Genomic DNA, 23,691 nt, shown 5'->3' with positions numbered 1-23,691 from the left:
GTCTGCAGGCATGCTGGAGCTCCGCAGCGGCGCCCGGGTCGAAAACCCCGACACCGTAACTCCATCGGAGCTTGTAAGAGGAAACTATGGCTGATCTTCGTAACTATCAAAGCCGCGCTCAAACCGGCGAGATGATTGATCAGGGCCTGCGCACTTATATGCTCAAGGTCTACAACCTGATGGCGCTGGGTCTGGCGATCACCGGTGTGGCCGCATATCTGTCGTTCCAATTCGCTTTCGCCAATGGCGAGATTACCGCTTTCGGTCAGGCGATCTATCTGAGCCCGCTGAAGTGGGTGGTCATTCTGGCGCCGCTGGCTCTGGTGTTCTTCCTGAGCTTCCGGATCCATAGCATGACGGTGAGCGCCGCCCAGACGACCTTCGCGATCTATGCCGCGCTGGTCGGCCTGTCACTCTCGTCGATCTTCCTGATCTATACCGGCCAGAGTGTCGTTCAGACGTTCTTCGTTACCGCCGCCTCCTTCGGCGCGCTGTCGCTTTATGGCTACACGACGAAGCGTGACCTGTCGGCAATCGGCTCGTTCCTGATCATGGGTCTCTTCGGCCTGATCATCGCCTCGCTCGTCAACGTCTTCCTGGCCTCCTCCGCGATGCAGTTCGCCATCTCGGTGATCGGCGTGCTGATCTTCGCAGGCCTGACCGCCTACGACACGCAGCGGATCAAGGAGCTCTACTACGAAGCTGATGACGTTGCTGTTGCCGGCCGCAAGGCGATCATGGGCGCGCTGACGCTCTATCTCGACTTCATCAACCTCTTCATGTTCCTGCTGCAGTTCATGGGCAACCGTAAATAAGCAGGTCCATCAAGATCGAAAAGGCGGCTTCGGCCGCCTTTTTTGTTGCGCCGTTTTCGGAGGAATGGTTTTAGAGAAGCTCTGCCCCGCCGCTGGACCACTGCCCGATGTCCTTCCTTCTGCGCGACGCCTCTGAGGCCGATATTCCCGCCATCACCGATATCTACCGTGAATCCGTTCTGAACGGCACGTCGAGCTATGAGATCACACCGCCCTCCGGGGCCGAGATGGCGCAGCGTTTTGCGGCGATCGTCGGCCAGCAATATCCCTATATCGCCGCAGCCGATGATGACGGAAACTTCCTCGGCTACGCCTATGCCTCGGCCTTCCGCACTCGCCCGGCCTATCGCTGGATGGTGGAGGATTCGATCTATCTGGCGCCCGAAGCGCGCGGCCGCGGCATCGGCAAGGCACTGATGACCGAATTGATCGACCGCTGCACCGTCCTCGGTTTTCGTCAGATGGTGGCCGTCATCGGCGGCGCAAGCCCCGCCTCGATCGCGCTTCATCTCAAGGCGGGCTTCGTGGAGGTCGGCCTGATGCAGGGCACGGGCTACAAGCACGGCCGCTGGCTCGACACGATGCTCATGCAGCGCAGCCTCGGCGAGGGCATGACGACTGATCCGGATCCATCCGCCTATCCCGGCACGCTGTTCGCCGGCTGATCAGGCTTACTTATCAACCAGCTTCAAAGCCTTGTCGAACACCTTGAGGACGTGGTTCAGCTCGTGTCCGCGCTTCAGGATCATGCCGTTGACGTTGATGACGGAGTAAGCGCCTTGCTTGGCGGCGAGCTTCGGGTTCTTTTCGATTCGGAAGAACGGCATTTCGCCGGAGCGCTTGAAGACGGAAAACACCGCCCTGTCTTTCAGGTGATCGATGGCGTAATCGCGCCATTCACCCTCGCCGACCATGCGGCCGTAGATCCACAGGATCGCGTCGAGTTCGCGCCTGTGGAAAGTCACCGGAAGCGGGTCTTTGCTTTGTTTGTATTCCCTGAGATCGACGACGACTGAAGAACTATTGTCGACGGAGCGGCTTTCGCCGTGTCGCAAATCCGGCTGATCTGTCATCAGTCTCCCGAGGCCTCCGCTTGTGACAGGAGAATGACAGTTTGCCCGAGCCGCTACAAATTGCAAGAGTGCGGCCCGTCACATTCGGCCGCAGTGGAAGAGTCGACGCTTTCTCGGCAGCGCCGCATTTCAGTCAAAACAGCGCCTCATTTGCAGGAGAATTATGCATCCCGGTTTGGCGCCAGCGCGCCAAAGGGCCCGGCGGAGCGTATCGACCTTAACCCCAGCCCCGAATACGCTCGGCCGGGCCGCCCGGACCTTCATCCGTATCAGGATGAAATCTCAGATATTTTTGCCCGCCATCACCACCGTCGCGCCAAGGATCGCGGCCGGATCGCCGTCCGCGGTCGCCGACTGCAGCAGGATAGCGCAACCCTCGAGTTGCGGCCGCTGCAGGACGCTTGCCGGCAGCGTCAGATTGGTCGCCTTGCCATCCCACATGCCGACGGTTTCGACATTGGTGACGCTGTGCAGATAGGAGAGCTTCTTGCCGCTGTTTTCACCCTTTTCGACTTCGATCGTCTTTTCCTTGTCGAAATAGACCATGACGACATTGGCTTTACCCTGCCCTGCGCCGATCTTGATCTCCAGCTCGTCGCCGCGCATCGATGCGCTGATGGGAACGGTCAATCCGTTGCCTTCGCTGCTGTAGCTGTCGATCCGGCTGTTGATGCCCGTGAGATCGGAACCGGCGAGATGGCCGCGCCCGTTGACGATGACTTGCGGCGTGTAGACGTTGCTGCGGCCCATCGTCCTGGCATAGCCGTATTGCCGCTCGGTGTTTTCCTTCGAGCTCAGCGTATCGGCCCAGCCGAGATAATTCCAGTAATCGACGTGATAGGCGAGCGCGATGACATCGCCCTGGTTCACCAGCTTGCGGAAAGCCGCATCAGCGGGGGGACAGGAGGAGCAGCCCTGCGCCGTGAAGAGCTCGACGACGCCTTTCGGCGTGCCGTCTTCGGCATGCAGCGGGCCTGCGAGAACAACACCGGCCAATAGCGGGATCAAGAAACGGGGGGACATTCATGCACCTCTTTTTCAGCGCCGACGGCGTATTGGAACCGGAGGCGCTGAGATATGAACGTACGAATAATCCTTCCGGGTCCAAACGAAAAGTCACGAACGGGTGAGACGCGGCATGACCGGAAGCCGCGGAAAACAAATCATCGTGAGTTCGCTCGATGACTGTCGCTGCATAAGAAAGCCGCCGGAAATTGCTTTCCGGCGGCCGTGATCATGTCAGGCTCTTAGCGATCAGGCAGCGAGATCGCGCAGGACCGTCTGCAGGATGCCGCCATTGTTGAGGTAGATCACCTCGTCGAGCGTATCGACACGCGACAGCAGCGGAACGTCCTTCACGGTGCCGTCGCTATAGGTGATCTTGGCGATCTTCCGCTCGCGCGGCTTGATCTTGTCCAGGCCCTCGATGGTGACGAGTTCGTCGCCCTTGAGGCCAAGGCTCTGCCAGGTCGTGCCCTCTTCGAAGACGAAGGGGATGATGCCCATGCCGACCAGGTTCGAGCGATGGATGCGCTCGAAGGACTGAGCGATCACCGCCTTGACGCCGAGCAGGTTGGTGCCCTTGGCCGCCCAGTCGCGCGAGGAGCCGTTGCCATATTCGACACCGGCGAAGATGACGAGCGGCACGCCCTCGGCCTTGTACTGCATGGCCGCGTCGTAGATCGAGGTCTCTTCCTTCGACGGATAGTGAATGGTGTAGCCACCTTCCTTGCCGTTCGGGCCGAGCATGTGGTTGCGGATGCGGATATTGGCAAACGTGCCGCGCATCATCACTTCATGGTTGCCGCGGCGCGTGCCGTATTGGTTGAAGTCGGCAACGGCAACGTCATGACCGATCAGGTAGGCACCGGCCGGCGATGCCGCCTTGATCGAACCGGCGGGCGAGATGTGGTCGGTGGTGATCTTGTCACCGAACAGGCCGAGGACGCGCGCGCCCTTGATGTCTGCCACGCCGGTGCCCTTCTTGCCCATGCCGACGAAGTAAGGCGGGTTCTGGACATAGGTCGAATTGTCGTCCCAGGCATAGGTCTGGCCCGGCGGAACCTGGACGGCCTGCCAGTTGACGTCGCCCTTGAAGACGTCGGCATACTTGCTTTCGTAGAGCTCGCGGGTCACGTATTTCAGGATGAATTCCTGGACTTCCTTCGAGGTCGGCCAGATGTCCTTGAGATAGACCGGGTTGCCGCTCTGGTCCTCGCCGATCGGCTCCTTGGTCAGGTCCTTCTGCACCGTGCCGGCAAGCGCGTAGGCGACGACGAGCGGCGGCGAAGCGAGGTAATTCGCCTGGACGTCAGGCGAAATGCGGCCTTCGAAGTTACGGTTTCCGGAAAGGACGCCGGATACGATCAGGCCCTTGTCGTTGATCGTCTTCGAGATCGGCGCCGGCAACGGGCCGGAATTGCCGATGCAGGTCGTGCAGCCGAAGCCGACGAGGTTGAAGCCGAGCTTGTCGAGATCAGCCTGCAGGCCCGACTTGGCGAGATATTCGCCGACGACCTGCGATCCCGGGGCGAGCGAGGTCTTGACCCAGGGCTTGGTCTTCAGGCCCTTGGCAACGGCGTTGCGGGCAAGAAGGCCGGCGGCGATCAGCACCGACGGGTTGGAGGTGTTGGTGCAGGAGGTGATGGCAGCAATCGCCACGTCGCCATGGCCGAGATCGAAATCCGTGCCTTCGACCGCATAGCGATTGTTCAGCTGGCCGGGCTTCTTGTAGTCAGCATCCATCGAGCCGGCGAAACCGGAAGCGATGTTTTCGAGTGCGATGCGGCCTTCCGGACGCTTCGGGCCGGCCATCGACGGAACGACGTCGCCGAGGTCGAGTTCCAGCGTGTCGGTGAAGACGAGATCGGAACCATCGCCTTCGCGCCACATGCCCTGGGCCTTCGAATAGGCTTCGACGAGCGCGATCCGGTCATGCGTGCGGCCGGACATGGTGAGATAATTGATGGTTTCGCCGTCGACCGGGAAGAAGCCGCAGGTGGCGCCATATTCCGGGCCCATGTTGCCGATCGTCGCACGGTCGGCGAGCGGCATGTTGTCCATGCCGGGGCCGAAGAATTCGACGAACTTGGAAACAACGCCCTTCTTGCGCAGCATCTGCACGACGGTGAGAACGAGGTCGGTCGCCGTGACGCCTTCCTTGAGCTTGCCGGTCAGCTTGAAGCCGATGACTTCGGGCAGCAGCATCGACACCGGCTGGCCGAGCATGGCTGCTTCCGCTTCAATACCGCCCACGCCCCAGCCGAGAACGCCGAGACCGTTGATCATCGTCGTGTGGCTGTCGGTGCCGACGCAAGTATCCGGATAGGCGATCGTCTCGCCGTCCTCTTCCTTGGTCCAGACGGTCTGGCCGAGATATTCGAGGTTGACCTGGTGACAGATGCCGGTGCCGGGAGGCACGACGCGGAAGTTCTTGAAGGCCTGCTGGCCCCACTTCAGGAAGCGGTAGCGCTCGCCGTTGCGCTGATATTCCAGCTCGACGTTCTTGGCGAAAGCCTGCGGCGTGCCAAATTCATCGACGATGACGGAGTGGTCGATGACGAGGTCGACGGGAACGAGCGGGTTGATCTTCTCGGGATCGCCACCGAGCGACACCATCGCGTCGCGCATGGCGGCAAGGTCGACGACGGCGGGAACGCCGGTGAAGTCCTGCATCAGCACGCGCGCCGGGCGATAGGCGATTTCGTTTTCGACCGCACCCTTGTTGTTCAGCCACTCGGCAACGGCCAGGATGTGCTCCTTGGTAACCGACTGGCCGTCTTCGAAGCGCAGCAGGTTTTCGAGCAGCACCTTCATCGAATAGGGAAGCTTCGAGACGCCGGGCAGACCGTTTGCCTCAGCCTTGGGCAGGCTGTAATAGACATAGTCCTTCCCGTTCACCGAAAGCGTGGAACGACAATTGAAACTGTCAAGAGATTTAGACACGAGAGACCCCGTTTCTGATAGCCAACACAGTCGTGCGAACGCCTATGCACTTAATGCACATCAGGATGCGGGTACGGCCATTTCCGCTGTCCGCACGTGGAACAGATGCTCCAAGTTCGGCGCAAGGATGAAATTCACGCCGACCGCTGGCGTGGTTGCAGGTCTTATAGATAATTTCCTAAAAACTTGCCATACCCGGAAACGGTCAAAATCGGACATTTTTTGACCCCTCCGTAAGCCGAAACGAAGAAAGAGCCGATGCATGCATCTCACCGCCGAAAATCTGGCCGCAAGGCGCGGTGACGATCTCATTTTCGTTAACATTTCCTTTCACTTGGCAGCCGGCGAGGCGCTTATCCTGACCGGCAGAAATGGATCGGGAAAGTCCACTTTGCTGCGCGTTGTCGCCGGCCTCCTCAGGCCTGAAAAGGGCACTGTCATCTTTCATGGCGACGGCAGCCGGGAAGGCCGGCATCCCGGTGAGGTCTGCCACTACCTCGGCCATCGAAATGCGATGAAGAATGAACTTACGGTTGCAGAGAACCTCGATTTCTGGCGCGCCTTCCTCGGCGAAACGGAAACGCCCGCCGACCTATCACTCGAAGCGGCAGCCGAAGCCGTCGGCCTTTCGGGAATAACCCACCTTCCCTTCGGCTATCTCTCCGCCGGCCAGCAGCGCCGATTCGCCTTCGCCAAGCTGCTCGTCGCCCACCGGCCCGTCTGGATCCTTGACGAACCCACAGCGGCACTCGATGCCAGCGCCGATCGGCTGTTTGCCGGATTGATCGAAGCGCATCTGGCAAAAGGCGGCATCGTGCTGGCGGCGACACATCAGCCGCTGGGGTTGAAGAATGTGCAGGAATTGAAGATGACGGGCTTTGCCGGCGTGGATCAGGGGGTGTGGGGATGACCGCACTCTTCCTCCGCGATCTCAAGCTCTCGATCCGCGCCGGCGGCGGCACGCTGATCGGGGTGCTGTTCTTCCTGACCGTCGTCGCCGTCATCCCCTTCGGCGTCGGCCCGGATCTCAAGCTTCTTTCCCGCATCGGCCCCGCCATCGTCTGGATCGGCGCCCTGCTTGCAGCCCTTCTTGGCCTCGACCGCCTGTTCCAGGCCGAGCGCGACGATGGATCGCTCGACCTGATGCTGACGCAGGAAACACCGCTCGTCCTCACCGTACTGGTCAAATGCTGTGCCCACTGGACGGCCACCAGCCTGCCTTTGGTCATCGCCTCGCCGCTGCTCGGCCTCTTCATGAATATGGACGAGACGGCGATCGGCGCAACCGCGCTGACGCTGCTCGTCGGTTCGCCGGCCATCACCTTCATCGGCGCCGTCGGCGCCGCCGTTGCCGTCGCCCTGCCCCGCGGTGGCCTGCTGGTCTCGATCCTGGTCCTGCCGCTGACCATCCCGGTTCTGATCTTCGGCGTCAGCGCCACCTATGCCGCCGTCGAGGATCCGGTCCCGTTCCTGCCACCCTTCCTCATCCTGACCGCACTGACGCTGTTCTTCGCGGTGATCGGCCCGGCCGCCGCTGCGCTTGCGCTGCGAAACGCGTCGGATTGAATGTCATTCGATTGCGGGAAAAGCCGGATCAAGGTAAGGAAGCAGCCATGAACGACACAAGCCTTGCCATCCGCAAATTCAGCGATCTCGCCAACCCGACGCTGTTTCTGGCGCTGGCGGCCCGTGTCATCCCCTGGTTGGCCGGCATCACCGCGCTCTGTTTCGCGGCCGGCCTCTATCTCAGCTTCTCCACCGAAGGCGATTACCAGCAGGGCGAGACCGTCCGTATCATGTATATCCACGTCCCGGCCGCGTGGCTCTCGATGATGTGCTACACGATCATGAGTGTCTCGGCGATCGGCACACTGGTCTGGCGCCATCCGCTGGCCGACGTCTCCGCCAAGGCCGCCGCCCCGCTCGGCGCCGCCTTCACTCTGCTGGCGCTCGTCACCGGCTCGCTCTGGGGCAAACCGATGTGGGGCACCTGGTGGGTCTGGGACGCCCGCCTGACCTCCGTTTTCGTCCTCTTTCTGATGTATCTCGGCCTGATTGCGCTGAGCCGCGCCATCGACGATCCGTCGAGGGCCGCGCGGGTCTGCGCCGTGCTCATCCTCGTCGGCTTCGTCAACATTCCGATCATCAAGTTCTCCGTCGAATGGTGGAACACGCTGCACCAGTCGGCGAGCGTCCTGCGGATCGGCGGTCCGGCGATCGACCCGGAATTCCTGCGCCCGCTCCTCGTCATGGCGATCGCCTTCACCCTCCTCTTCTTCACCTTGCACATCATGGCGATGAGGAACGAAATCTGGCGCCGCCGCATCGCCGCACAGCGCCGTCTCGCCGCCCGGATGGCGAGCCGGGAGGAATAGACCCATGACGCATGCTTTCTACGTCTACGCCTCTTACGGCTTTGCAGCCCTCGTGACGATCGCGGTCACCCTCTGGACCTGGGCCGACGGGCGGGCGCGCCGGCGTGAACTCGAAGCGCTCGAAGCCGCAGGCATTCGCCGCCGCTCGGCGCGCGCGGGGGACAGCGAATGAACGAGGCGCCCGAAACCAAAACCGTCAGGCCTCGCGGCCTTGGTCGCTACGCTCTGGCGCTTCTGCCGCTGATCGTCTTCGGCGCCATTGCCGCGACGGCCGCAAAGATGCTCTACGACCAGGATTTCCATGGCAAGAACATCGCCGAAATCCCATCGGCCCTGATCGGCACCAAGGCGCCGGCGCTGAATCTTCCGCCGCTCGACGGGGCAAACCTGCCGGCGCTCACCGATGCGGCGATCAAGGGCAAGCTGACCCTCGTCAACGTTTTCGCCTCCTGGTGCCTCCCCTGCAGGGACGAACATCCGATCTTGAAGGAACTGGCGAAAGACGGTCGGCTCAACATCATCGCCATCAATTACAAGGACAAGAACGACAACGCCCTGCGTTTCCTCGGCGAACTCGGAAATCCCTATCGGGCGATCGGCATCGATCCGAACGGCAAGGCGGCGATCGACTGGGGTGTCTACGGTATCCCGGAAAGCTATCTGGTCGGCGCCGACGGCACCATCCTCTACAAGCGCGTCGGCCCCTTCGACGATATCAGCCTGAAGGAAGGGCTGTTCCCGGCGATGGAAAGGGCGCTGGCGAAGCCGGCTTCGTAAGTCAAGAAAGACCCCTCCACACAAGGGGGTTACCGAGGCAGGTTAAGCTCCACCCTGCCAGACCTTGATCGCCTCCACCGGCCAGACCAGCATCAGCACGTTCAGCGTCAGATTATCGCGGATGACAAAACCGGTGAAAATCTCGAAGAAGATGCCGATTACGACCGTGACCGCCACCGGCGCCCGTGAGGCGAAAAAGAAGCCGACGCACATGAAGGCGGTGTCCATTGCCGAATTCAGGATGCTGTCGCCGTAATAATCGAGCGCGATCGTCGCCGTGCGGTAGCGGTCGATGATCAGCGGCGAGTTTTCGAGCAGTTCCCAGCCGGATTCGATCACCAGCGCCAGGAGCAGCCGCGCCGCCAGCGGCTTGCGGCGCAGGATCAGGTGGCCGAGCCCATAGAACAGGAAGCCGTGGATGATATGCGACGGCGTGTACCAGTCGGACAGATGCTGCGAATTGCCGCTGGTATTGACCCCGCCTTCCCACAGCTTGACATAACCGCAGGCGCAGATCGGCACCCGGCCCATCAGATATTCGGCGACGACCTGGGCGACCAGCACCGCGAGGCAGGCGACGAACCAGAAGCTCTGCTGTCTGACGCGGTATTCGGCGTCCGCTGTGCTCACGTCTCACCGTCCGTTTCCAGGTTGACGCTATGTTTCAGCACCAGCGGCATTTGCGCTAGCGTGAAGATGATGGTGATCGGCATCGTGCCCCAGACTTTAAAGGCGACCCAGGTATCGTCCGAAAAATTGCGCCAGACGACTTCGTTCAGCACGGCTAGGAATAGGAAGAAGACGCCCCAGCGGATGGTAAGCTTGCGCCAGCCCTCTGCATCGAGCTGGAAGGCAGCGTTGAAGACATAACCGAGCAGCGAGCGGCCGAAGGCGAGCCCGCCCAGCAGCGCGACTCCGAAGAGCGCATTGACGATGGTAGGCTTCATTTTGATGAAGGTCTCGTTCTGCAGCCAGATCGACAGAGAGCCGAAGATAACGACGACGATGCCGGAGACAAAGGGCATGATCGGCAAATGGCCGAGCACGATCTTCGACACGATCAGCGAAGTGACCGTCGCTGCCATAAAAAGCGCGGTCGCGACGAACAGAGGACCGCCCAGTTCCGAAAGGGCAGGAAATCTCTCCACCAGCCACTGGCCGCGCAGATTGGCGAAGAAGAAGATCATCAGCGGCCCGAGTTCCAGCGCCAGTTTCAGCGTCGGATGATGGCGGTCGGCGGCGCTCGGCGTGATATCGCTTTCGGTGGTCATGCGTTCTTCGAACCTGCTATTTCCAAAAATTCGTTTCCCGACCGTCCCTTGCAGGCCTTCGGCGGCTTATCTGTGGCATCATTGGGGAAGCCCGGCAATGGCGTGGGCGAAATCCTCGGCCTCGAACGGCTCGAGATCGTCGACCCCCTCGCCGACACCGATGAAATAGACCGGCAGCTTGTGCTTGGCGGAGATCGCGACGAGAATACCGCCGCGCGCCGTGCCGTCGAGCTTGGTCATGATCAGCCCGTTGACGCCGGCGACATTGCGGAAGATCTCGACCTGGCTCAGCGCATTCTGTCCCGTCGTGGCGTCGAGCGTCTGCAGCACCGTATGGGGCGCATCGGGATCGAGCTTGCCGAGCACCCGCACGATCTTCTCGAGCTCGGCCATCAGCTCGGCCTTGTTCTGCAGGCGGCCGGCGGTATCGACGATCAGCACGTCGCATTTCTTCGCTTTCGCCTGCTCGAAAGCATCATAGGCAAGGCCGGCGGCATCGGCGCCGAGCTTGGTGCCGACGAACTCGGAATTGGTCCGCTCAGCCCAGATCTTCAGCTGCTCGATCGCCGCCGCACGGAACGTATCGCCGGCAGCCAGCATCACCTTCAACCCGGCACCGGAAAGCTTCGCCGCGAGCTTGCCGATCGTCGTGGTCTTGCCGGTGCCGTTGACGCCGACGACGAGGATGACATGCGGCTTGTGCGAGAGATCGAGCTGCAGCGGTTTGGCGACCGGCTTCAACACCTTAGCGATCTCGGACGCCATGATCCGGCTGACATCCTCGCCGGTAACGTCCTTGCCGTAGCGCTCCGAAGCGAGCGTATCGGTGACGCGTAGCGCCGTCTCGACGCCGAGATCGGCCTGGATCAGCAGGTCTTCGAGATCCTGCAGCGTCTCGTCGTCAAGCTTGCGCTTGGTGAAGAGCGCGGTGATCTGGTTGGTGAGCTGCGAGGAGGTGCGCGCAAGCCCGTTGCGCAGTCGCTGGAACCAGCTGAGTTTCGCCTGCGGAGCGATGGGCTGCGGTTCGACGATCGCAGGGCCGGTGGCGAAGCCTTTGGGGAGGATGGGCTCAATGGCTGGAGCTGGCTCTATCGGCTCCGATGGCGGCAGGGGCGTTTCGACGGAAAGCTCGCGATCTGTGGCTTCCCCCCTACCCTGCCGGGCATCCCCCCACAGGTGGGGGGAAACTCGCGGCGATGTCTTCCGCCACATTGGCTGATTCATCCGAAGCAGCGGGCTCACTCTCCACATCTGCAGGCGCACTCTCCACATCCATTGACTGGCGAGCGGCATCCAATTGCTCAGTCCCCCCACCTGTGGGGGGACGCCCGGCAGGGTAGGGGGGTATCTTCCTCCGCTTCCGCCTCGGCCTCCAACAGCGACAACGGCACGACGCCCATGTCGCCCGGATGATCGGCCGGCGGCAGCACTTCCGTTTCAGCCGCGACAGATTCCGGCTCTACTGACGCTTCATCAATATCCGCCGCTGGTCCACCCGCCGTATCCATCTCCTCGGGAAGAACCGGATCGTCAGCGATCGGCAGATCTTCGTCGCGCGGGCGCGGCTCGAGTTCCCTTTCCACGGCTTCGGGCACGGGCTCTTCAGCTGGCTTGCCGAAGGTGAAGACCTTTTTGATGAAACTGAGAGCCATGAGAATTCCGTGAAAGTCAGGCCGCGGCGGCCGTCAATTGCATGTCGAGATGCTTGCCATTGTGGCCGGTGATGGTGGCCGGCACAAGTTCGCCAGGGCGAAGGCCGGCGGCTGCGACCAGGGTGAAGTTCTCCGTATGCGCCAGGCCGTTGTTTTCGACAAGCAGCCACTGCCGGGTTCCGACCATGCCATCGAGGTGGGATTGATGGAGCTTATGTCCAGTGGCGCGCAGCCGTGCGGCGCGTTCCTTGACCAGCGTCCGGTCGAGTTGCGGCATGCGGGCGGCCGGCGTGCCGGGACGCGGGCTGTAGGGGAAAACATGCAGATGCGCGATGCCGGCCTCTTCGGAGAGCCGCACGGCATTGCCGAACATTTCCTCGGTTTCCGTCGGGAAGCCGGCGATCATATCGGCGCCGAAGCTCATCCCGGGGCGCAGTCGGCGCGCATCCTCGATGAAGCGCAGCGCATCGGCGCGCGAGTGCCGGCGCTTCATCCGCTTCAGGATCATGTCGTCGCCATGCTGCAGCGAAAGATGCAGATGCGGCATGAAACGCGGTTCTTCGGCGATGAGATCCATCAGATGGGCATCGGCCTCGATGCTGTCGATCGAGGAAAGCCTGAGGCGGCGGATATCGGGGAGCTGCTTCAAGAGCGTCTTGGCCAGAAGACCGAGGGTCGGCGCACCCGGCAGGTCGCCGCCATAGCTGGTGGCATCGACGCCGGTCAGGACGATCTCGCGATAACCGCTGTCGGCGAGCTTGCGGGCCTGATCGACGACGGCTCCCATCGGCACCGAGCGGGAATTGCCGCGGCCATAGGGGATGATGCAGAAGGTGCAGCGATGGTCGCAGCCGTTCTGCACCTGGATGAAGGCGCGCACATGGCCATCGATGTGCCTGACCATCTGCGGCGCCGTCGCCTTGACGCTCATGATATCGTTGACGCGCAGCTTCTCTTCGGCCGAAACGCCGAAATCCGGCAGGCTGCGATAGGAAGCGCTCGAAAGCTTTTCCTCGTTGCCGAGCACAGCATCGACCTCCGGCATGGCGGCGAAGGTCTGTTTTTCCGTCTGCGCGGCGCAGCCGGTGACGATGATGCGGGCATGCGGATTGTCGCGGCGCGCCCGGCGGATCGCCTGGCGGGCCTGGCGCACGGCCTCGCCGGTCACCGCGCAGGTATTGACCAGGACGGCATTGTTGAGCCCGGCCTTCTCGGCCTGCGCCTTCATCACTTCGGATTCATATGTGTTGAGGCGGCAGCCGAAGGTAATGACCTCGATGCCGCTCACTGCGCCTCCGCCCCTCGGTTATCATCGCGCGACCAGAGGCCGGTCGAAGGATCGAGCTTGCCCGACCACTCCCATTCGGCCGGTCCGGTCATGATCACATGGTCGTCGCGCTCGCGCCATTCGATCGAAAGTGTCGCCGGCGGCTTGGCGCTTGCGACATTGATCGTCACCGTGCGGCCGGTGCGGCCGGTGCGCGCGGCGCTGACAGCTGCAGAACAGGCGGCCGAACCGCAGGCGAGCGTCAGTCCCGCGCCGCGCTCCCAGGTGCGCGTCGTCACGGATGTCGGCGAGGTCACCTGCGCCAAAGTGATGTTGGCGCGCTCGGGAAACATCGGGTGGTTTTCCAGCAGCGGCCCGAAGCGGGCGAGATCATAGGACATCACGTCCCTGTCCACCCAGAAAATCGCATGCGGGTTGCCCATCGACATGGCAGACGGAGAATGCAGCACCGGATTATCGATCGGGCCGATTTGCAGTTCGATGCGGCTTGTGTCGTGGAATTCTTCCGCCAGCGGGATCCTGTCCCAATCGAAGACCGGCTTACCCATATCGACGGAGATCATCCCGTCCTCGTGCTCGACGGCGTTGAGAATGCCGGCGACCGTCTGGAAGGTGAAGGCCTTCCGGCCGGTCTCGGCGGCAAGCGCCTGCACGACGCAGCGTGTGCCGTTACCGCAGGCCTGCGCCTTCGAACCGTCAGAATTCAGGATATCGATGAAGGCATCGGTGCCGTCGGCCTTCGGATCATGGATCGCCATGATCTGATCGAACTCGGTCTCAGGATCGGCATTGAGCGCGACAGCCGCAGCTGCCGTTACCTTATCCGGCCGGCCACGCATGTCGACGACCAGGATCTTGTTGCCAAGCCCGTTCATCCTCGCGAATTCGACCGTTGCGCTCATAGTATCATTCCGTCCGTGTTTCCGCTGTATATGGCGGAAATACGAAGGAATTACCAGTGGGTGAGTGCCGGGCAGCCATGGCCGCCGGCCGTTCCTGCGAGGCAGTCCGGTTTTAACGATCAGCACCGTTGGAATTGAAAGACGCCGCATGCGCTTCGACGATGGCGGCGGTGATGACCTTTCTCAGCTCGTAGACCAGGGAGCGGGAGCGCTTGCGATCCAGATCCTGTGCCGCTTTTGCAAGACTAAGGCCTTCGTTCAGAACAATATGATGAGCCCGCGCCAGTGCCCAGCTCTCAATATCAGGGTTGATCATTCGATATCTCCGCCGGATCATCCGGCATCAAGGATATTCACGAATCATTTTACAGGATGCACTTAAGGAGAAAGTAGAATCATAAGTGGAATATTTTGCAACTAGGCTCTATCGCGAATTAGGGCCGCCAGCCGGAATTTTTACTGTGAAATATACCCGAAAGCGCGTCCGAAACCTCCGCCGGGCGGTCATCCACGCATTCGCCTTGACTTTCGCGCCGCTTTCCTGTTTATCGCGCCCAATCCGCGACGAGCCGCATGACTCCGAGCCGCCGACCGGGACCTGAGATCCCGGAGGTCAACACCCGACAGCGCGATGCGCCCTCGGGTGCTTTTTGGCTGTGCGTCTTGTTTTCGTCACGGAAAAGCACGACGTTTCCGGGCAGATCGAACCCGCCCGAAACGTATCAAGGAAGAGCCGATGTTTGAAAACCTCCAGGACCGTCTTGGATCCATTCTGAATGGACTGACAGGCCGTGGCGCGCTTTCGGAAGCCGATGTTTCCGCAGCGCTGCGCGAGGTTCGCCGTGCGCTGCTGGAGGCCGACGTCGCGCTCGACGTCGTGCGTTCCTTCACCGACCGCGTGCGTGAAAAGGCCGTCGGCGCGGAGATCCTGAAGTCGATCAAGCCCGGTCAGATGGTGGTCAAGATCGTCCATGACGAACTGATCGAGATGCTGGGCGGTGAAGGCGTCGGCATCGACCTGCATGCGCCCGCCCCCGTCGTCGTCATGATGGTCGGCCTGCAGGGCTCGGGCAAGACGACGACGTCAGCCAAGATTGCCAATCGCCTGTCGACGCGCGAGAAGAAGAAAGTGCTGATGGCGTCGCTCGACACGCGCCGTCCGGCAGCCCAGGAGCAGCTTCGCCAGCTCGGCGCCCAGGCCAGCATCGACACGCTGCCAGTTATCGCCGGCCAGTCGCCGACCGATATCGCTGCCCGCGCGGTGCAGGCGGCCAAGCTCGGCGGCCACGACGTCGTCATTCTCGATACCGCCGGCCGCACCCATATCGACGAACCCTTGATGGTCGAGATGGCCGACATCAAGAAGCGTTCGAACCCGCATGAAATCCTGCTGGTCGCCGACAGCTTGACCGGTCAGGACGCCGTCAACCTCGCCCGCAATTTCGACGAACGCGTCGGCATCACCGGCCTCGTGCTGACCCGCATGGACGGCGACGGCCGCGGCGGCGCCGCGCTTTCGATGCGCGCCGTCACCGGCAAGCCGATCAAGCTGATCGGCGTCGGCGAGAAGATGAGCGAGCTCGAGGAGTTCCATCCTCGCCGCATCGCCGACCGCATTCTCGGCATGGGCGACATCGTCTCGCTCGTCGAGCGCGCGGCGGAAAATATCGACGCCGAGAAGGCGGCTGCCATGGCCGCCAAGATGGCCAAGGGCAAGTTCGATCTTGACGATCTCGCCGACCAGCTGCGCCAGATGCAGAAGATGGGCGGCATGGGCGGCATCATGGGCATGATGCCCGGCATGGCGGGTATGAAGGACAAGATGGCCGCCGCCGGCCTCGACGACAAGCTTTTCGGCCGACAGATCGCCATCATCCAGTCGATGACCAAGGCCGAGCGCGCCAATCCCGACCTGCTCAAACATTCGCGCAAGAAGCGCATCGCCGCCGGCTCCGGCACCGATGCCGCAGCCATCAACAAGCTTCTGAAGATGCACCGCCAGATGGCCGACATGATGAAGATGATGGGCGGCAAGGGCAAAGGCGGCATGATGAAGCAGATGCTGAGCGGCCTTGCCGGCAAGATGGGGCTTGGCGGCGGCATGGGTGGCGGCATGCCCGATCTCTCGAATATCGATCCCCGGCAGCTCGAAGCCCTGCAGAAGCAGGCCGAAGCAGCGGGGCTAGGAAAGCCGGGTGGGGGTATGCCCGGTCTCGGCGGCCTGCCGGGTGGTTTGCCAGGCCTCGGCGGCGCCAAGCTGCCAGGCCTCGGCGGTGGTTTCCCGGGATTGCCCGGTTTGCCGAAAAAGAAGTGAAAGGATCGTTTGCCCCATGATTGATCCAGACGTCAAAGCCCAGCTCACGAGCTATCGTCAGTCGATCGACAACATCGATGCCGCTCTCGTGCACATGCTGGCCGAACGCTTCCGCTGCACCAAAGAGGTCGGCGTGCTGAAGGCCAAATACAATCTGCCGCCGGCCGATCCGGCGCGCGAGGAATACCAGATCGAACGCCTTCGCCAGCTGGCGAAAGCCGCCAATCTGGACCCGGATTTCGCCGAGAAGTTCCTGAACTTCGTTATCAAGGAAGTCATCCGGCATCATGAGCAGATCGCTGCGGATCACGCTGAACAGAGCGCCGCAGCCCGATAACCATACCGCCTCACGAAGCGGTCAAGAAAAGCCTAAGGAGTAAAGAACATGGCACTGAAAATTCGTCTCGCCCGCGGTGGGTCCAAGAAGCGTCCGTACTACCACGTCGTTCTCGCCGATGCGCGCAGCCCGCGTGACGGCCGCTTCCTCGAAAACCTCGGTTCCTGGAACCCGATGCTCGCCAAGGACGACGAGAAACGCGTTCAGCTGAACGCCGAGCGCATCAAGCACTGGCTCGACAACGGCGCCCAGCCGACCGACCGCGTTCTGCGCTTCCTCGATGAAGCCGGCGTTGCCAAGCGCGAAGCCAAGAACAACCCGGTCAAGGCAAAGCCCGGCAAGCGCGCCCAGGAACGCGCCGCTGAAAAGGCTCAGAAGGCCGCTGACGCCGCTGCTGCTGCCGACGCCGCGGAATAATCGGGACCTTCCCCAATCGAACGGGCGGCATGGCGACATGCCGCCCGTTTTCGTTTCCAATTACCCGCACTTCGTTTATGAGAAGCCTGTCTTTCCGGCTTCACATGAAGGAACCCATGACAAAGCTTGAAAACCCCGTTCTGATGGCGACGATCGGCGGCGCACAAGGCCTGCGCGGTGAAGTGCGCGCCAAGGCCTACACGGCCGATCCGACGGCGCTCGGCGATTACGGCCATCTGCACAGCATGGACGGACGCAGCTTCGAAATCCTCGAAATCCGCGAGACGAAGAATGTCGTCGTGGTCCGCTTCCGCGGCATCAACGACCGCAACGCCGCCGAGGCGCTGAACGGCCTGGAACTCTACATCGAGCGCGACAATCTGCCCGACGAGGAACTGGAGGACGACGAGTTCTACTATGCCGATCTCGAAGGACTCGAGGCGCGGGACGATCAGGGCGTCAGCTACGGCATGGTCACCGGCGTCTTCGATTTCGGCGCCGGCGATCTTCTGGAACTTAAAGGTCCGGGCAAGCGCCCGGTGCTGATCCCCTTCTCGGAAGCCTCGGTGTTGGAGATCGACCTCGAAGCCGGCACATTGCTGATCGATCCGCTGGCGGCCGGTTTGATCGACGATCCCGAAGAACTTTCGAAATTCACCCCGGACAAGCCGAAAAAGAAGAAGTGATGGCTTTCCGGGCGAGCGTGCTGACACTCTATCCGGAGATGTTTCCGGGACATCTGGGCTTTTCGCTCGCCGGCAAGGCGATGCAGCGCGGGCAATGGTCGCTGGACGCCGTGCAGATCCGCGATTTCGCTACCGACAAACATCGCACCGTCGACGACACCCCGGCCGGCGGCGGCGCCGGCATGGTGCTGAAACCCGACGTGCTCGCCCGCGCCATCGACAGTACCTGTCAAAACGATACCCGCCCGCGCCTGCTGATGAGCCCGCGTGGGCGGCCGCTGACGCAGCAGCGCGTGCGCGACCTGGCGGCGGGCGACGGCGTCGTCATCGTCTGCGGCCGTTTCGAGGGCGTCGACCAGCGGGTGATCGAAGCGCGGGGGCTGGAAGAGGTCTCGGTCGGCGACTACGTGCTGTCGGGCGGCGAACCGGCGGCGCTGATCGTGCTCGATGCGATCATCCGCATCCTGCCCGGCGTCATGGGCAACGATCTTTCCGGCCTGCACGAAAGCTTCGAGGGCGGACTGCTGGAACATCCGCATTATACGAGGCCGCAGGAGTGGGAAGGCCGGGAAATCCCCTCCATCCTGACGTCCGGCAACCACGGCGCCATCGAAAAATGGCGTCAGGAGGAGGCGGTGCGGCTGACGCGGGAGCGGCGGCCGGATCTCTTCGAAAAGGCTGAGCCTAAGAAAAACGGCTGATTCCACCCTCCCCTTCACAAAAATGTCGTGCGAGGGATGACAAGCCCCGGCCTTTCGTGTATTGGCGCACGCGGAAATGGGGTTAGCCCCGTCTGCCAGCAAACAAAGAATGGTGAATCCGCTCCCGCCCCGAAGGGGCAAAATCCTGAGGCTCGCCCAAGGGATCAGTGCCGAGCGCTCTGGCTGTTTCAGAAGAACCAAAGGTTAAGACGATGAACATCATTCAGCAGCTTGAGGCCGAACAGGCCGCCAAGATCGAAGCCAAGCGCACCCTCCCCGAATTCTCCCCGGGCGATACCGTCCGCGTCAACGTGAAGGTCACGGAAGGCAACCGTACCCGCGTTCAGGCCTATGAAGGCGTCTGCATCGCCCGCTCCGGCGGCGGCCTGCAGGAAAACTTCACGGTTCGCAAGATCTCCTACGGCGAAGGCGTCGAGCGCGTATTCCCGGTCTACTCGCCGATGATCGAAAGCGTCGACGTGGTTCGCCGCGGTAAGGTCCGTCGCGCCAAGCTCTATTACCTCCGCGACCGTCGCGGCAAGTCCGCTCGTATCGTTGAAGACACCGGCGTCCGCGCCCGCAAGCTCAACGATGCCGAGCGCGCCGCCGTTGCCGAGGAAAAGGCACGCATCGAAGCTGAAAAAGTTGCAGCCGCTCAGGCGCTCGCCGCCGAGAAGGCAGCAGCAGAAGCGGCCGAAGCCAAGGCCGCTGCTGAAGCAGCAGCCGCCGCCGCTGCGGAACCGGCAGCAGAATAAGATCTGCGCCACGCAATTCTTCGCTTGGAGCAAAATTCTTTCGCTTGGAAAGGCGGCCTTCGGGTCGCCTTTTCTCTTTTTTGCGTCGGTGCGCCGCCGGCGGCCTTGCCTTCGGCAGGTCTTCCGTGACAATTTTCGCGTTCAATCCGGGAGTCATTCCATGCTGTTTCGTCGTACCGTTGTTGCCGGCTTTGCCGCCCTTGCGCTCGCTCCTTTGACCGTGTCGGCTGCCGAACTGCCCGATCTCGGCGGCAAGAGCGTCGTCGTCGTCACCGAAAATGCCTATCCGCCGCTGCAGTTCGTCGATCCGAAATCCGGCAAGGCGATCGGCTGGGAATATGATGCGATGAACGAGATCGCCAAGCGGCTGAACTTCAAGGTCGAATATCAGAACACCAGCTGGGACGCGATGATCCAGGCGGTCTCCGACGGCCAGTACAACATCGGCATGACCGGCATCACCATCAAGGACGACCGCAAGCAGAAGGTCGATTTCTCCGATCCCTATATGCGCTCGCAACAGTTCATGCTCGTGCGCGGCGACGAGAAGCGCTTCACCGACGCCAAGAGCTTTGCCGCCTTCAACGACGGCCTGATTGGCGCCCAACCCGGCACCTCGCCTTTTTATACTGCCGTCTATGAAATCCTCGATGGCAACGAACAGAACCCGCGCATCAAGCTTTTCGAAACCTTCGGCGCCACCGTGCAGGCGCTGAAGACCGGCGACGTCGACCTCGTGCTGACCGACAGCGTCGCGGCCAAGGGCTATGTCGATTCCTCGAACGGCGGGTTGAAGGTGGTCGGAGAAGCGCTCGGCACCGAGGATTTCGGCTTCATCTTCCCGAAGGGGTCCGAGCTCGTCGCTCCCGTCAATGCCGCTATCGCAGCGCTGAAGGCGGACGGCACCTTTGACGCGCTGAACAAGAAGTGGTTCCTCGACTACAAGATGGGCGAATAACCCCGAGCGATCGCAGATGGCGCCACAACCATCCCTGCGACATGAGAAGGACGACCGTCCGTGGTGGCTGGCCGTGCTTGTTCTGATCGGTCTCGTTCTCGCCGTCGTTATCATCACCAACGACATTTACACCCAGGTCTTCCGGACCGTGGTGAATGGCGCCGGCATCACCGTGTTCGTGACGCTCGTCGCCTTCATGCTGGCGACAGTGCTTGGTCTCGGCATCGCGCTGCTCGGCCTGGCCAACAGCATCGTGCTGCGCCAGATCGCCCGCTTCTATATCGAGATCATCCGCGGAATCCCGATCCTGGTGCTGCTCTTCTACATCGCTTTCGTCGGCGCCCCGGGTCTTGTCGCGGTCTATAACGTCATCATCACGCCACTGGTGAAAAGCGGCGTCGCCGAACCGATCCTCGTGCGCGACCTGTCGCTGATGTGGCGCGCCATCATCGCGCTGATGATCGGCTATTCCTCCTTCATTGCCGAGATCTTCCGCGCCGGCTTCCAGTCGGTCGATATCGGCCAGATCGAGGCGGCCAAATCCCTCGGCCTGTCGCGCTACCGCCGCTTCCGGCTCGTCGTCTTCCCGCAGGCGATCAGGGTCATCTTCCCTCCGCTCTCCAACGACTTCGTCTCGATGGTGAAGGATTCGTCTCTTGTCTCGGTTCTCGGCGTGGCCGACATTACCCAGATGGGCAAGGTCTATGCCTCCGGCTCCTTCCGCTTCTTCGAGACCTATTCGATCGTCACCTATATCTACCTGATCCTGACGATCGGCCTGTCGCTGGCGCTGCGGCGCATTGAAAAGAAGATGAAGCAGAAGCCGCGCTGAGCCACAGCACGATTCGAATTGCCGTTTCGTTCAAAAATCGCTATATGCGGGCGATGGAATCCAAGTTCAGATGCACTGGCGCGCATATTTTCGTGCTGCAGGACCATTATCGCCTGCCGGCGCGGTTCTTTGCATGCGTATCCGGTGCGCTCAACAGCCGACTTCGTTGATCGAATGACGGCCGGCGGAGCCTGATCCGCTTTTTCCCGATTTTCCAAAAGCATCAAAAACGGACTTACCGCCATGAGCGCACCGCGTACCCTCTACGACAAGATCTGGGACGACCATCTGGTCGACGAACAGGCCGACGGAACCTGTCTTCTCTACATCGACCGCCACCTGGTCCACGAGGTCACCTCGCCGCAGGCCTTCGAAGGCCTGCGCTTGAGCGGCCGCAAGGTCCGCGCGCCGGAAAAGACGCTCGCCGTCGTCGACCACAATGTACCGACATCGGCCGACCGCCATCTCGGCATCAAGAACGAAGAAAGCCGCATTCAGGTCGAGCAGCTCGCCAAGAATGCCGCCGAGTTCAACGTCGAATATTATTCCGAGAACGACAAGCGCCAGGGCATCGTGCACATCATCGGGCCGGAACAGGGCTTCACCCTGCCCGGCATGACGATCGTCTGCGGCGACAGCCACACCTCGACCCACGGCGCCTTCGGCTCGCTCGCTCATGGCATCGGCACGTCTGAGGTCGAGCACGTCCTCGCCACCCAGACGCTGATTCAGAAGAAAGCCAAGAACATGCTGGTGCAGGTCGACGGCCAGCTGCCGGCAGGCGTCACCGCCAAGGACATCGTTCTTGCCATCATCGGCGAGATCGGCACGGCGGGCGGCACCGGCTATGTCATCGAATATGCCGGCGAAGCGATCCGTGCGCTGTCGATGGAAGGCCGCATGACGATCTGCAACATGTCGATCGAAGGCGGCGCCCGCGCCGGCCTGATCGCCCCCGACGAAATCACCTTCGAATATATCAAGGGCAAGCCGCGCGCGCCGAAGGGCGAAGCGCTGGAACAGGCGATCGCCTACTGGAAGACGCTGCAGTCAGATGAAGGCGCCCATTTCGACCGCGTCGTCAAGCTGAACGCCGCCGAACTGCCGCCGATGGTCTCCTGGGGTTCTTCGCCTGAGGATGTCGTCTCGGTCCAGGGCATCGTACCGAATCCTGATGAAATCCAGGACGAGACGAAGCGTGCCTCCAAGTGGCGCGCACTCGAGTACATGGGCCTCAAGCCGGGAACGCCGATGACCGACATCAGCATTGACCGGGTCTTCATCGGCTCCTGCACCAACGGCCGCATCGAAGACCTGCGCGCCGTCGCCAAGGTCGTCGAGGGCAAGACCGTTGCTTCGACCGTCAACGCCATGATCGTTCCGGGCTCCGGTCTTGTGAAGGAACAGGCGGAAGCCGAAGGCCTCGACAAGATCTTCAAGGCTGCCGGCTTCGACTGGCGCGAGCCGGGCTGCTCCATGTGCCTCGCCATGAACGACGACCGCCTGAAGCCGGGCGAACGCTGCGCCTCGACCTCGAACCGCAACTTCGAAGGCCGCCAGGGCTTCAAGGGCCGTACGCACCTCGTCTCGCCGGCAATGGCCGCCGCTGCCGCAATCGCCGGTCACTTCGTCGATATCCGCGAGTGGAATTGATCCGTCCGGCCGAATGAAAGATAAAGCCGCCCGCTGCGTCTTAGCGCATCGGGCGGCTTCTTATATTGCGGCGTTGAGATCGGCGGTATTGATCGCAACCGGCAATCAAAAAGCCGCCGTCATCGGGTCCGGTCCCATGCGGGCGCCGACGCTGTCGAGCTTGGCGATCGCCGCCATGTCGTCGGCATCGAGCTTGAAGTCGAACACCTGGAAATTCTCCTCGATGCGCGACGGCGTCACCGACTTCGGGATGACGACGAGGCCGGTGTCGATGTGCCAGCGGATAATGACCTGTGCCGGCGTCTTCCGGTGTTTCCTGGCGATCTCGCCGATGACAGGGTTCGAGATGAACTGCCCCTGGCCGAGCGGGCTCCAGGATTCGGTGGCGATGTTGAGTTTCTTGTGAACCTCTTGCGCCGCCTTCTGCTGGAAGTCGGGATGCAGCTCGATCTGGTTGATGACAGGAACGACGCCGGTTTCGCCGATGATCCGCTCCAGATGCTCGGGATAAAAATTCGACACACCGATCGAGCGGGCGCGCCCCTCTTCCCTGATGCGCACGAACGCCTTCCAGGTTTCGGTGTAGAGGCCGCGATGCGGCGACGGCCAGTGAACGAGATAGAGGTCGACATAGTCGGAGCCGAGCTTTTTCAGGCTGCCGTCGAAGGCACGCAGCGTATTGTCGTAGCCCTGATCTGTGTTCCTGAGCTTGGTGGTGACGAAGATGTCCTTACGTTCGAGGCCGGAAGAACGGATGCCTTCGCCGACACCCTCTTCATTGTCGTAACCGGACGCCGTATCGATATGGCGATAACCCGCGGCAATGGCAGTGCGCACCGTCGGAGCGGCAATCTCCTGCGGCGTCTGCCAGACGCCGAGCCCGACCTGCGGAATGGAATGTCCGTCATGGAAAGTGATGATGGGTTGAGCGGTCACAATA

General features: G+C 61.8%; 25 protein-coding genes and 1 pseudogene. 16 read left to right on the top strand and 10 right to left on the bottom strand.

The window, feature by feature from the left end; translation table 11 throughout:
• Nucleotides 1-86 precede the first annotated feature (86 nt).
• Nucleotides 87-815: a Bax inhibitor-1/YccA family protein gene (locus MHI61_RS24830; RefSeq protein WP_097580562.1), complete on the top strand. Its 729-nt coding sequence runs from the start codon at nt 87-89 to the stop codon at nt 813-815.
• 107 nt (nt 816-922) lie between these two features.
• Nucleotides 923-1,480, top strand: coding sequence for a GNAT family N-acetyltransferase (locus tag MHI61_RS24825; RefSeq protein WP_239790969.1), 558 nt, complete (start codon nt 923-925; stop codon nt 1,478-1,480).
• A gap of 6 nt (nt 1,481-1,486) precedes the next feature.
• On the opposite strand, the gene MHI61_RS24820 is transcribed toward MHI61_RS24825, so the two are convergent.
• The 3 genes from MHI61_RS24820 to acnA all read right to left on the bottom strand — a co-directional run bounded on the left by MHI61_RS24820 (nt 1,487) and on the right by acnA (nt 5,833).
• The gene (locus tag MHI61_RS24820) at nt 1,487-1,888 is read right to left on the bottom strand and encodes a DUF2794 domain-containing protein (RefSeq protein WP_010026852.1); all 402 of its coding nucleotides are present in this window, start codon (nt 1,886-1,888) and stop codon (nt 1,487-1,489) included.
• Nucleotides 1,889-2,170: 282 nt separating this feature from the next.
• Nucleotides 2,171-2,911: a thioredoxin family protein gene (locus MHI61_RS24815; RefSeq protein ID WP_097605917.1), complete on the bottom strand. Its 741-nt coding sequence runs from the start codon at nt 2,909-2,911 to the stop codon at nt 2,171-2,173.
• Between the two features lie 231 nt (nt 2,912-3,142).
• A complete protein-coding gene (gene acnA, locus MHI61_RS24810) occupies nt 3,143-5,833 on the bottom strand; it encodes an aconitate hydratase AcnA (RefSeq protein WP_239790968.1) in 2,691 nt (896 codons plus the stop codon).
• Nucleotides 5,834-6,095: 262 nt separating this feature from the next.
• Here acnA and ccmA point away from each other — a divergent pair, with 262 nt between their 5' ends.
• Genes ccmA through MHI61_RS24785 form a run of 5 tightly spaced genes read left to right on the top strand, consistent with a single transcriptional unit; the run spans nt 6,096 to nt 8,985 of the window.
• Complete coding sequence (gene ccmA, locus MHI61_RS24805) at nt 6,096-6,743, top strand: heme ABC exporter ATP-binding protein CcmA (RefSeq protein WP_239790967.1); 648 nt, start codon at nt 6,096-6,098, stop codon at nt 6,741-6,743.
• The gene (ccmB, locus tag MHI61_RS24800; protein WP_239790966.1) at nt 6,740-7,399 is read left to right on the top strand and encodes a heme exporter protein CcmB; all 660 of its coding nucleotides are present in this window, start codon (nt 6,740-6,742) and stop codon (nt 7,397-7,399) included. The genes ccmA and ccmB overlap by 4 nt, the downstream gene beginning before the upstream one ends.
• Before the next feature lie 47 nt (nt 7,400-7,446).
• Nucleotides 7,447-8,208 (top strand): heme ABC transporter permease, encoded by a 762-nt coding sequence (locus MHI61_RS24795; RefSeq protein WP_096762051.1) that lies wholly within the window; start codon nt 7,447-7,449, stop codon nt 8,206-8,208.
• A gap of 4 nt (nt 8,209-8,212) precedes the next feature.
• Nucleotides 8,213-8,380, top strand: coding sequence for a heme exporter protein CcmD (gene ccmD / locus MHI61_RS24790; RefSeq protein WP_239790965.1), 168 nt, complete (start codon nt 8,213-8,215; stop codon nt 8,378-8,380).
• Nucleotides 8,377-8,985 carry a DsbE family thiol:disulfide interchange protein gene (locus tag MHI61_RS24785; RefSeq protein WP_239790964.1) on the top strand — a complete coding sequence of 203 codons (609 nt, stop codon included), beginning with the start codon at nt 8,377-8,379 and terminating at the stop codon, nt 8,983-8,985. The genes ccmD and MHI61_RS24785 overlap by 4 nt, the downstream gene beginning before the upstream one ends.
• A gap of 42 nt (nt 8,986-9,027) precedes the next feature.
• On the opposite strand, the gene MHI61_RS24780 is transcribed toward MHI61_RS24785, so the two are convergent.
• The 6 genes and pseudogenes from MHI61_RS24780 to MHI61_RS24755 form a co-directional block, all read right to left on the bottom strand.
• Nucleotides 9,028-9,615, bottom strand: coding sequence for a DUF2585 domain-containing protein (locus tag MHI61_RS24780; RefSeq protein ID WP_239790963.1), 588 nt, complete (start codon nt 9,613-9,615; stop codon nt 9,028-9,030).
• Complete coding sequence (locus MHI61_RS24775) at nt 9,612-10,256, bottom strand: septation protein A (protein ID WP_239790962.1); 645 nt, start codon at nt 10,254-10,256, stop codon at nt 9,612-9,614. Before MHI61_RS24775 ends, MHI61_RS24780 begins: the two co-directional genes overlap by 4 nt.
• A 78-nt stretch (nt 10,257-10,334) precedes the next feature.
• A pseudogene (gene ftsY, locus MHI61_RS24770) lies at nt 10,335-11,908 on the bottom strand (signal recognition particle-docking protein FtsY).
• A 16-nt stretch (nt 11,909-11,924) separates the two neighbouring features.
• Nucleotides 11,925-13,196, bottom strand: a complete 1,272-nt coding sequence (mtaB, locus tag MHI61_RS24765) for a tRNA (N(6)-L-threonylcarbamoyladenosine(37)-C(2))-methylthiotransferase MtaB (RefSeq protein WP_239790961.1) — start codon at nt 13,194-13,196, stop codon at nt 11,925-11,927.
• Entirely contained in the window at nt 13,193-14,098 is a 906-nt protein-coding gene (gene dapF, locus MHI61_RS24760; protein ID WP_239790960.1) for a diaminopimelate epimerase, read from the bottom strand. The genes mtaB and dapF overlap by 4 nt, the downstream gene beginning before the upstream one ends.
• A gap of 112 nt (nt 14,099-14,210) precedes the next feature.
• The gene (locus MHI61_RS24755) at nt 14,211-14,435 is read right to left on the bottom strand and encodes a hypothetical protein (protein WP_239790959.1); all 225 of its coding nucleotides are present in this window, start codon (nt 14,433-14,435) and stop codon (nt 14,211-14,213) included.
• Nucleotides 14,436-14,834: 399 nt separating this feature from the next.
• Between MHI61_RS24755 and ffh the strand changes: the two genes are divergently transcribed.
• The 9 genes from ffh to leuC all read left to right on the top strand — a co-directional run bounded on the left by ffh (nt 14,835) and on the right by leuC (nt 22,751).
• Nucleotides 14,835-16,412, top strand: a complete 1,578-nt coding sequence (gene ffh, locus MHI61_RS24750; protein WP_239790958.1) for a signal recognition particle protein — start codon at nt 14,835-14,837, stop codon at nt 16,410-16,412.
• 16 nt (nt 16,413-16,428) lie between these two features.
• Complete coding sequence (locus MHI61_RS24745; protein ID WP_239790957.1) at nt 16,429-16,749, top strand: chorismate mutase; 321 nt, start codon at nt 16,429-16,431, stop codon at nt 16,747-16,749.
• A gap of 48 nt (nt 16,750-16,797) precedes the next feature.
• Complete coding sequence (gene rpsP, locus MHI61_RS24740) at nt 16,798-17,166, top strand: 30S ribosomal protein S16 (RefSeq protein ID WP_239790956.1); 369 nt, start codon at nt 16,798-16,800, stop codon at nt 17,164-17,166.
• Between the two features lie 116 nt (nt 17,167-17,282).
• Complete coding sequence (gene rimM / locus MHI61_RS24735; protein ID WP_239790955.1) at nt 17,283-17,852, top strand: ribosome maturation factor RimM; 570 nt, start codon at nt 17,283-17,285, stop codon at nt 17,850-17,852.
• The gene (gene trmD / locus MHI61_RS24730) at nt 17,852-18,553 is read left to right on the top strand and encodes a tRNA (guanosine(37)-N1)-methyltransferase TrmD (protein WP_239790954.1); all 702 of its coding nucleotides are present in this window, start codon (nt 17,852-17,854) and stop codon (nt 18,551-18,553) included. Before rimM ends, trmD begins: the two co-directional genes overlap by 1 nt.
• Before the next feature lie 212 nt (nt 18,554-18,765).
• On the top strand, nt 18,766-19,308 hold the full coding sequence (gene rplS / locus MHI61_RS24725; protein ID WP_239790953.1) for a 50S ribosomal protein L19: 543 nt from the start codon (nt 18,766-18,768) through the stop codon (nt 19,306-19,308).
• A gap of 160 nt (nt 19,309-19,468) precedes the next feature.
• Nucleotides 19,469-20,266 (top strand): basic amino acid ABC transporter substrate-binding protein, encoded by a 798-nt coding sequence (locus MHI61_RS24720; RefSeq protein WP_239790952.1) that lies wholly within the window; start codon nt 19,469-19,471, stop codon nt 20,264-20,266.
• Nucleotides 20,267-20,282: 16 nt separating this feature from the next.
• The gene (locus tag MHI61_RS24715; RefSeq protein ID WP_239790951.1) at nt 20,283-21,098 is read left to right on the top strand and encodes an amino acid ABC transporter permease; all 816 of its coding nucleotides are present in this window, start codon (nt 20,283-20,285) and stop codon (nt 21,096-21,098) included.
• A 243-nt stretch (nt 21,099-21,341) separates the two neighbouring features.
• Nucleotides 21,342-22,751: a 3-isopropylmalate dehydratase large subunit gene (leuC, locus tag MHI61_RS24710; protein ID WP_239790950.1), complete on the top strand. Its 1,410-nt coding sequence runs from the start codon at nt 21,342-21,344 to the stop codon at nt 22,749-22,751.
• 105 nt (nt 22,752-22,856) lie between these two features.
• Here leuC and MHI61_RS24705 read toward each other — a convergent pair whose 3' ends face one another.
• On the bottom strand, nt 22,857-23,687 hold the full coding sequence (locus MHI61_RS24705) for an aldo/keto reductase (RefSeq protein WP_239790949.1): 831 nt from the start codon (nt 23,685-23,687) through the stop codon (nt 22,857-22,859).
• Nucleotides 23,688-23,691 lie beyond the last annotated feature (4 nt).

The sequence above is a fragment of the Rhizobium sp. K102 genome, assembly GCF_022385315.1.
Classification (GTDB): domain Bacteria; phylum Pseudomonadota; class Alphaproteobacteria; order Rhizobiales; family Rhizobiaceae; genus Rhizobium; species Rhizobium croatiense.
The sequence above is the reverse complement of the archived record's forward strand: the minus strand, read 5'-3'. Positions and strand labels throughout refer to the sequence as shown.

Excerpts from the sequence above, each read along its gene's own strand:
- ccmB (WP_239790966.1), top strand. The coding sequence starts at position 6,740 with ATGACCGCACTCTTCCTCCGCGATCTCAAGCTCTCGATCCGCGCCGGC.
- MHI61_RS24720 (WP_239790952.1), top strand. The coding sequence starts at position 19,469 with ATGCTGTTTCGTCGTACCGTTGTTGCCGGCTTTGCCGCCCTTGCGCTC.
- MHI61_RS24830 (WP_097580562.1), top strand. The coding sequence starts at position 87 with ATGGCTGATCTTCGTAACTATCAAAGCCGCGCTCAAACCGGCGAGATG.
- rimM (WP_239790955.1), top strand. The coding sequence starts at position 17,283 with ATGACAAAGCTTGAAAACCCCGTTCTGATGGCGACGATCGGCGGCGCA.
- MHI61_RS24775 (WP_239790962.1), bottom strand. The coding sequence starts at position 10,256 with ATGACCACCGAAAGCGATATCACGCCGAGCGCCGCCGACCGCCATCAT.
- leuC (WP_239790950.1), top strand. The coding sequence starts at position 21,342 with ATGAGCGCACCGCGTACCCTCTACGACAAGATCTGGGACGACCATCTG.
- dapF (WP_239790960.1), bottom strand. The coding sequence starts at position 14,098 with ATGAGCGCAACGGTCGAATTCGCGAGGATGAACGGGCTTGGCAACAAG.
- MHI61_RS24815 (WP_097605917.1), bottom strand. The coding sequence starts at position 2,911 with ATGTCCCCCCGTTTCTTGATCCCGCTATTGGCCGGTGTTGTTCTCGCA.
- ffh (WP_239790958.1), top strand. The coding sequence starts at position 14,835 with ATGTTTGAAAACCTCCAGGACCGTCTTGGATCCATTCTGAATGGACTG.
- rpsP (WP_239790956.1), top strand. The coding sequence starts at position 16,798 with ATGGCACTGAAAATTCGTCTCGCCCGCGGTGGGTCCAAGAAGCGTCCG.
- ccmA (WP_239790967.1), top strand. The coding sequence starts at position 6,096 with ATGCATCTCACCGCCGAAAATCTGGCCGCAAGGCGCGGTGACGATCTC.
- MHI61_RS24785 (WP_239790964.1), top strand. The coding sequence starts at position 8,377 with ATGAACGAGGCGCCCGAAACCAAAACCGTCAGGCCTCGCGGCCTTGGT.
- MHI61_RS24715 (WP_239790951.1), top strand. The coding sequence starts at position 20,283 with ATGGCGCCACAACCATCCCTGCGACATGAGAAGGACGACCGTCCGTGG.
- MHI61_RS24820 (WP_010026852.1), bottom strand. The coding sequence starts at position 1,888 with ATGACAGATCAGCCGGATTTGCGACACGGCGAAAGCCGCTCCGTCGAC.
- MHI61_RS24745 (WP_239790957.1), top strand. The coding sequence starts at position 16,429 with ATGATTGATCCAGACGTCAAAGCCCAGCTCACGAGCTATCGTCAGTCG.
- rplS (WP_239790953.1), top strand. The coding sequence starts at position 18,766 with ATGAACATCATTCAGCAGCTTGAGGCCGAACAGGCCGCCAAGATCGAA.
- MHI61_RS24825 (WP_239790969.1), top strand. The coding sequence starts at position 923 with ATGTCCTTCCTTCTGCGCGACGCCTCTGAGGCCGATATTCCCGCCATC.
- MHI61_RS24795 (WP_096762051.1), top strand. The coding sequence starts at position 7,447 with ATGAACGACACAAGCCTTGCCATCCGCAAATTCAGCGATCTCGCCAAC.
- ccmD (WP_239790965.1), top strand. The coding sequence starts at position 8,213 with ATGACGCATGCTTTCTACGTCTACGCCTCTTACGGCTTTGCAGCCCTC.
- trmD (WP_239790954.1), top strand. The coding sequence starts at position 17,852 with ATGGCTTTCCGGGCGAGCGTGCTGACACTCTATCCGGAGATGTTTCCG.
- MHI61_RS24755 (WP_239790959.1), bottom strand. The coding sequence starts at position 14,435 with ATGATCCGGCGGAGATATCGAATGATCAACCCTGATATTGAGAGCTGG.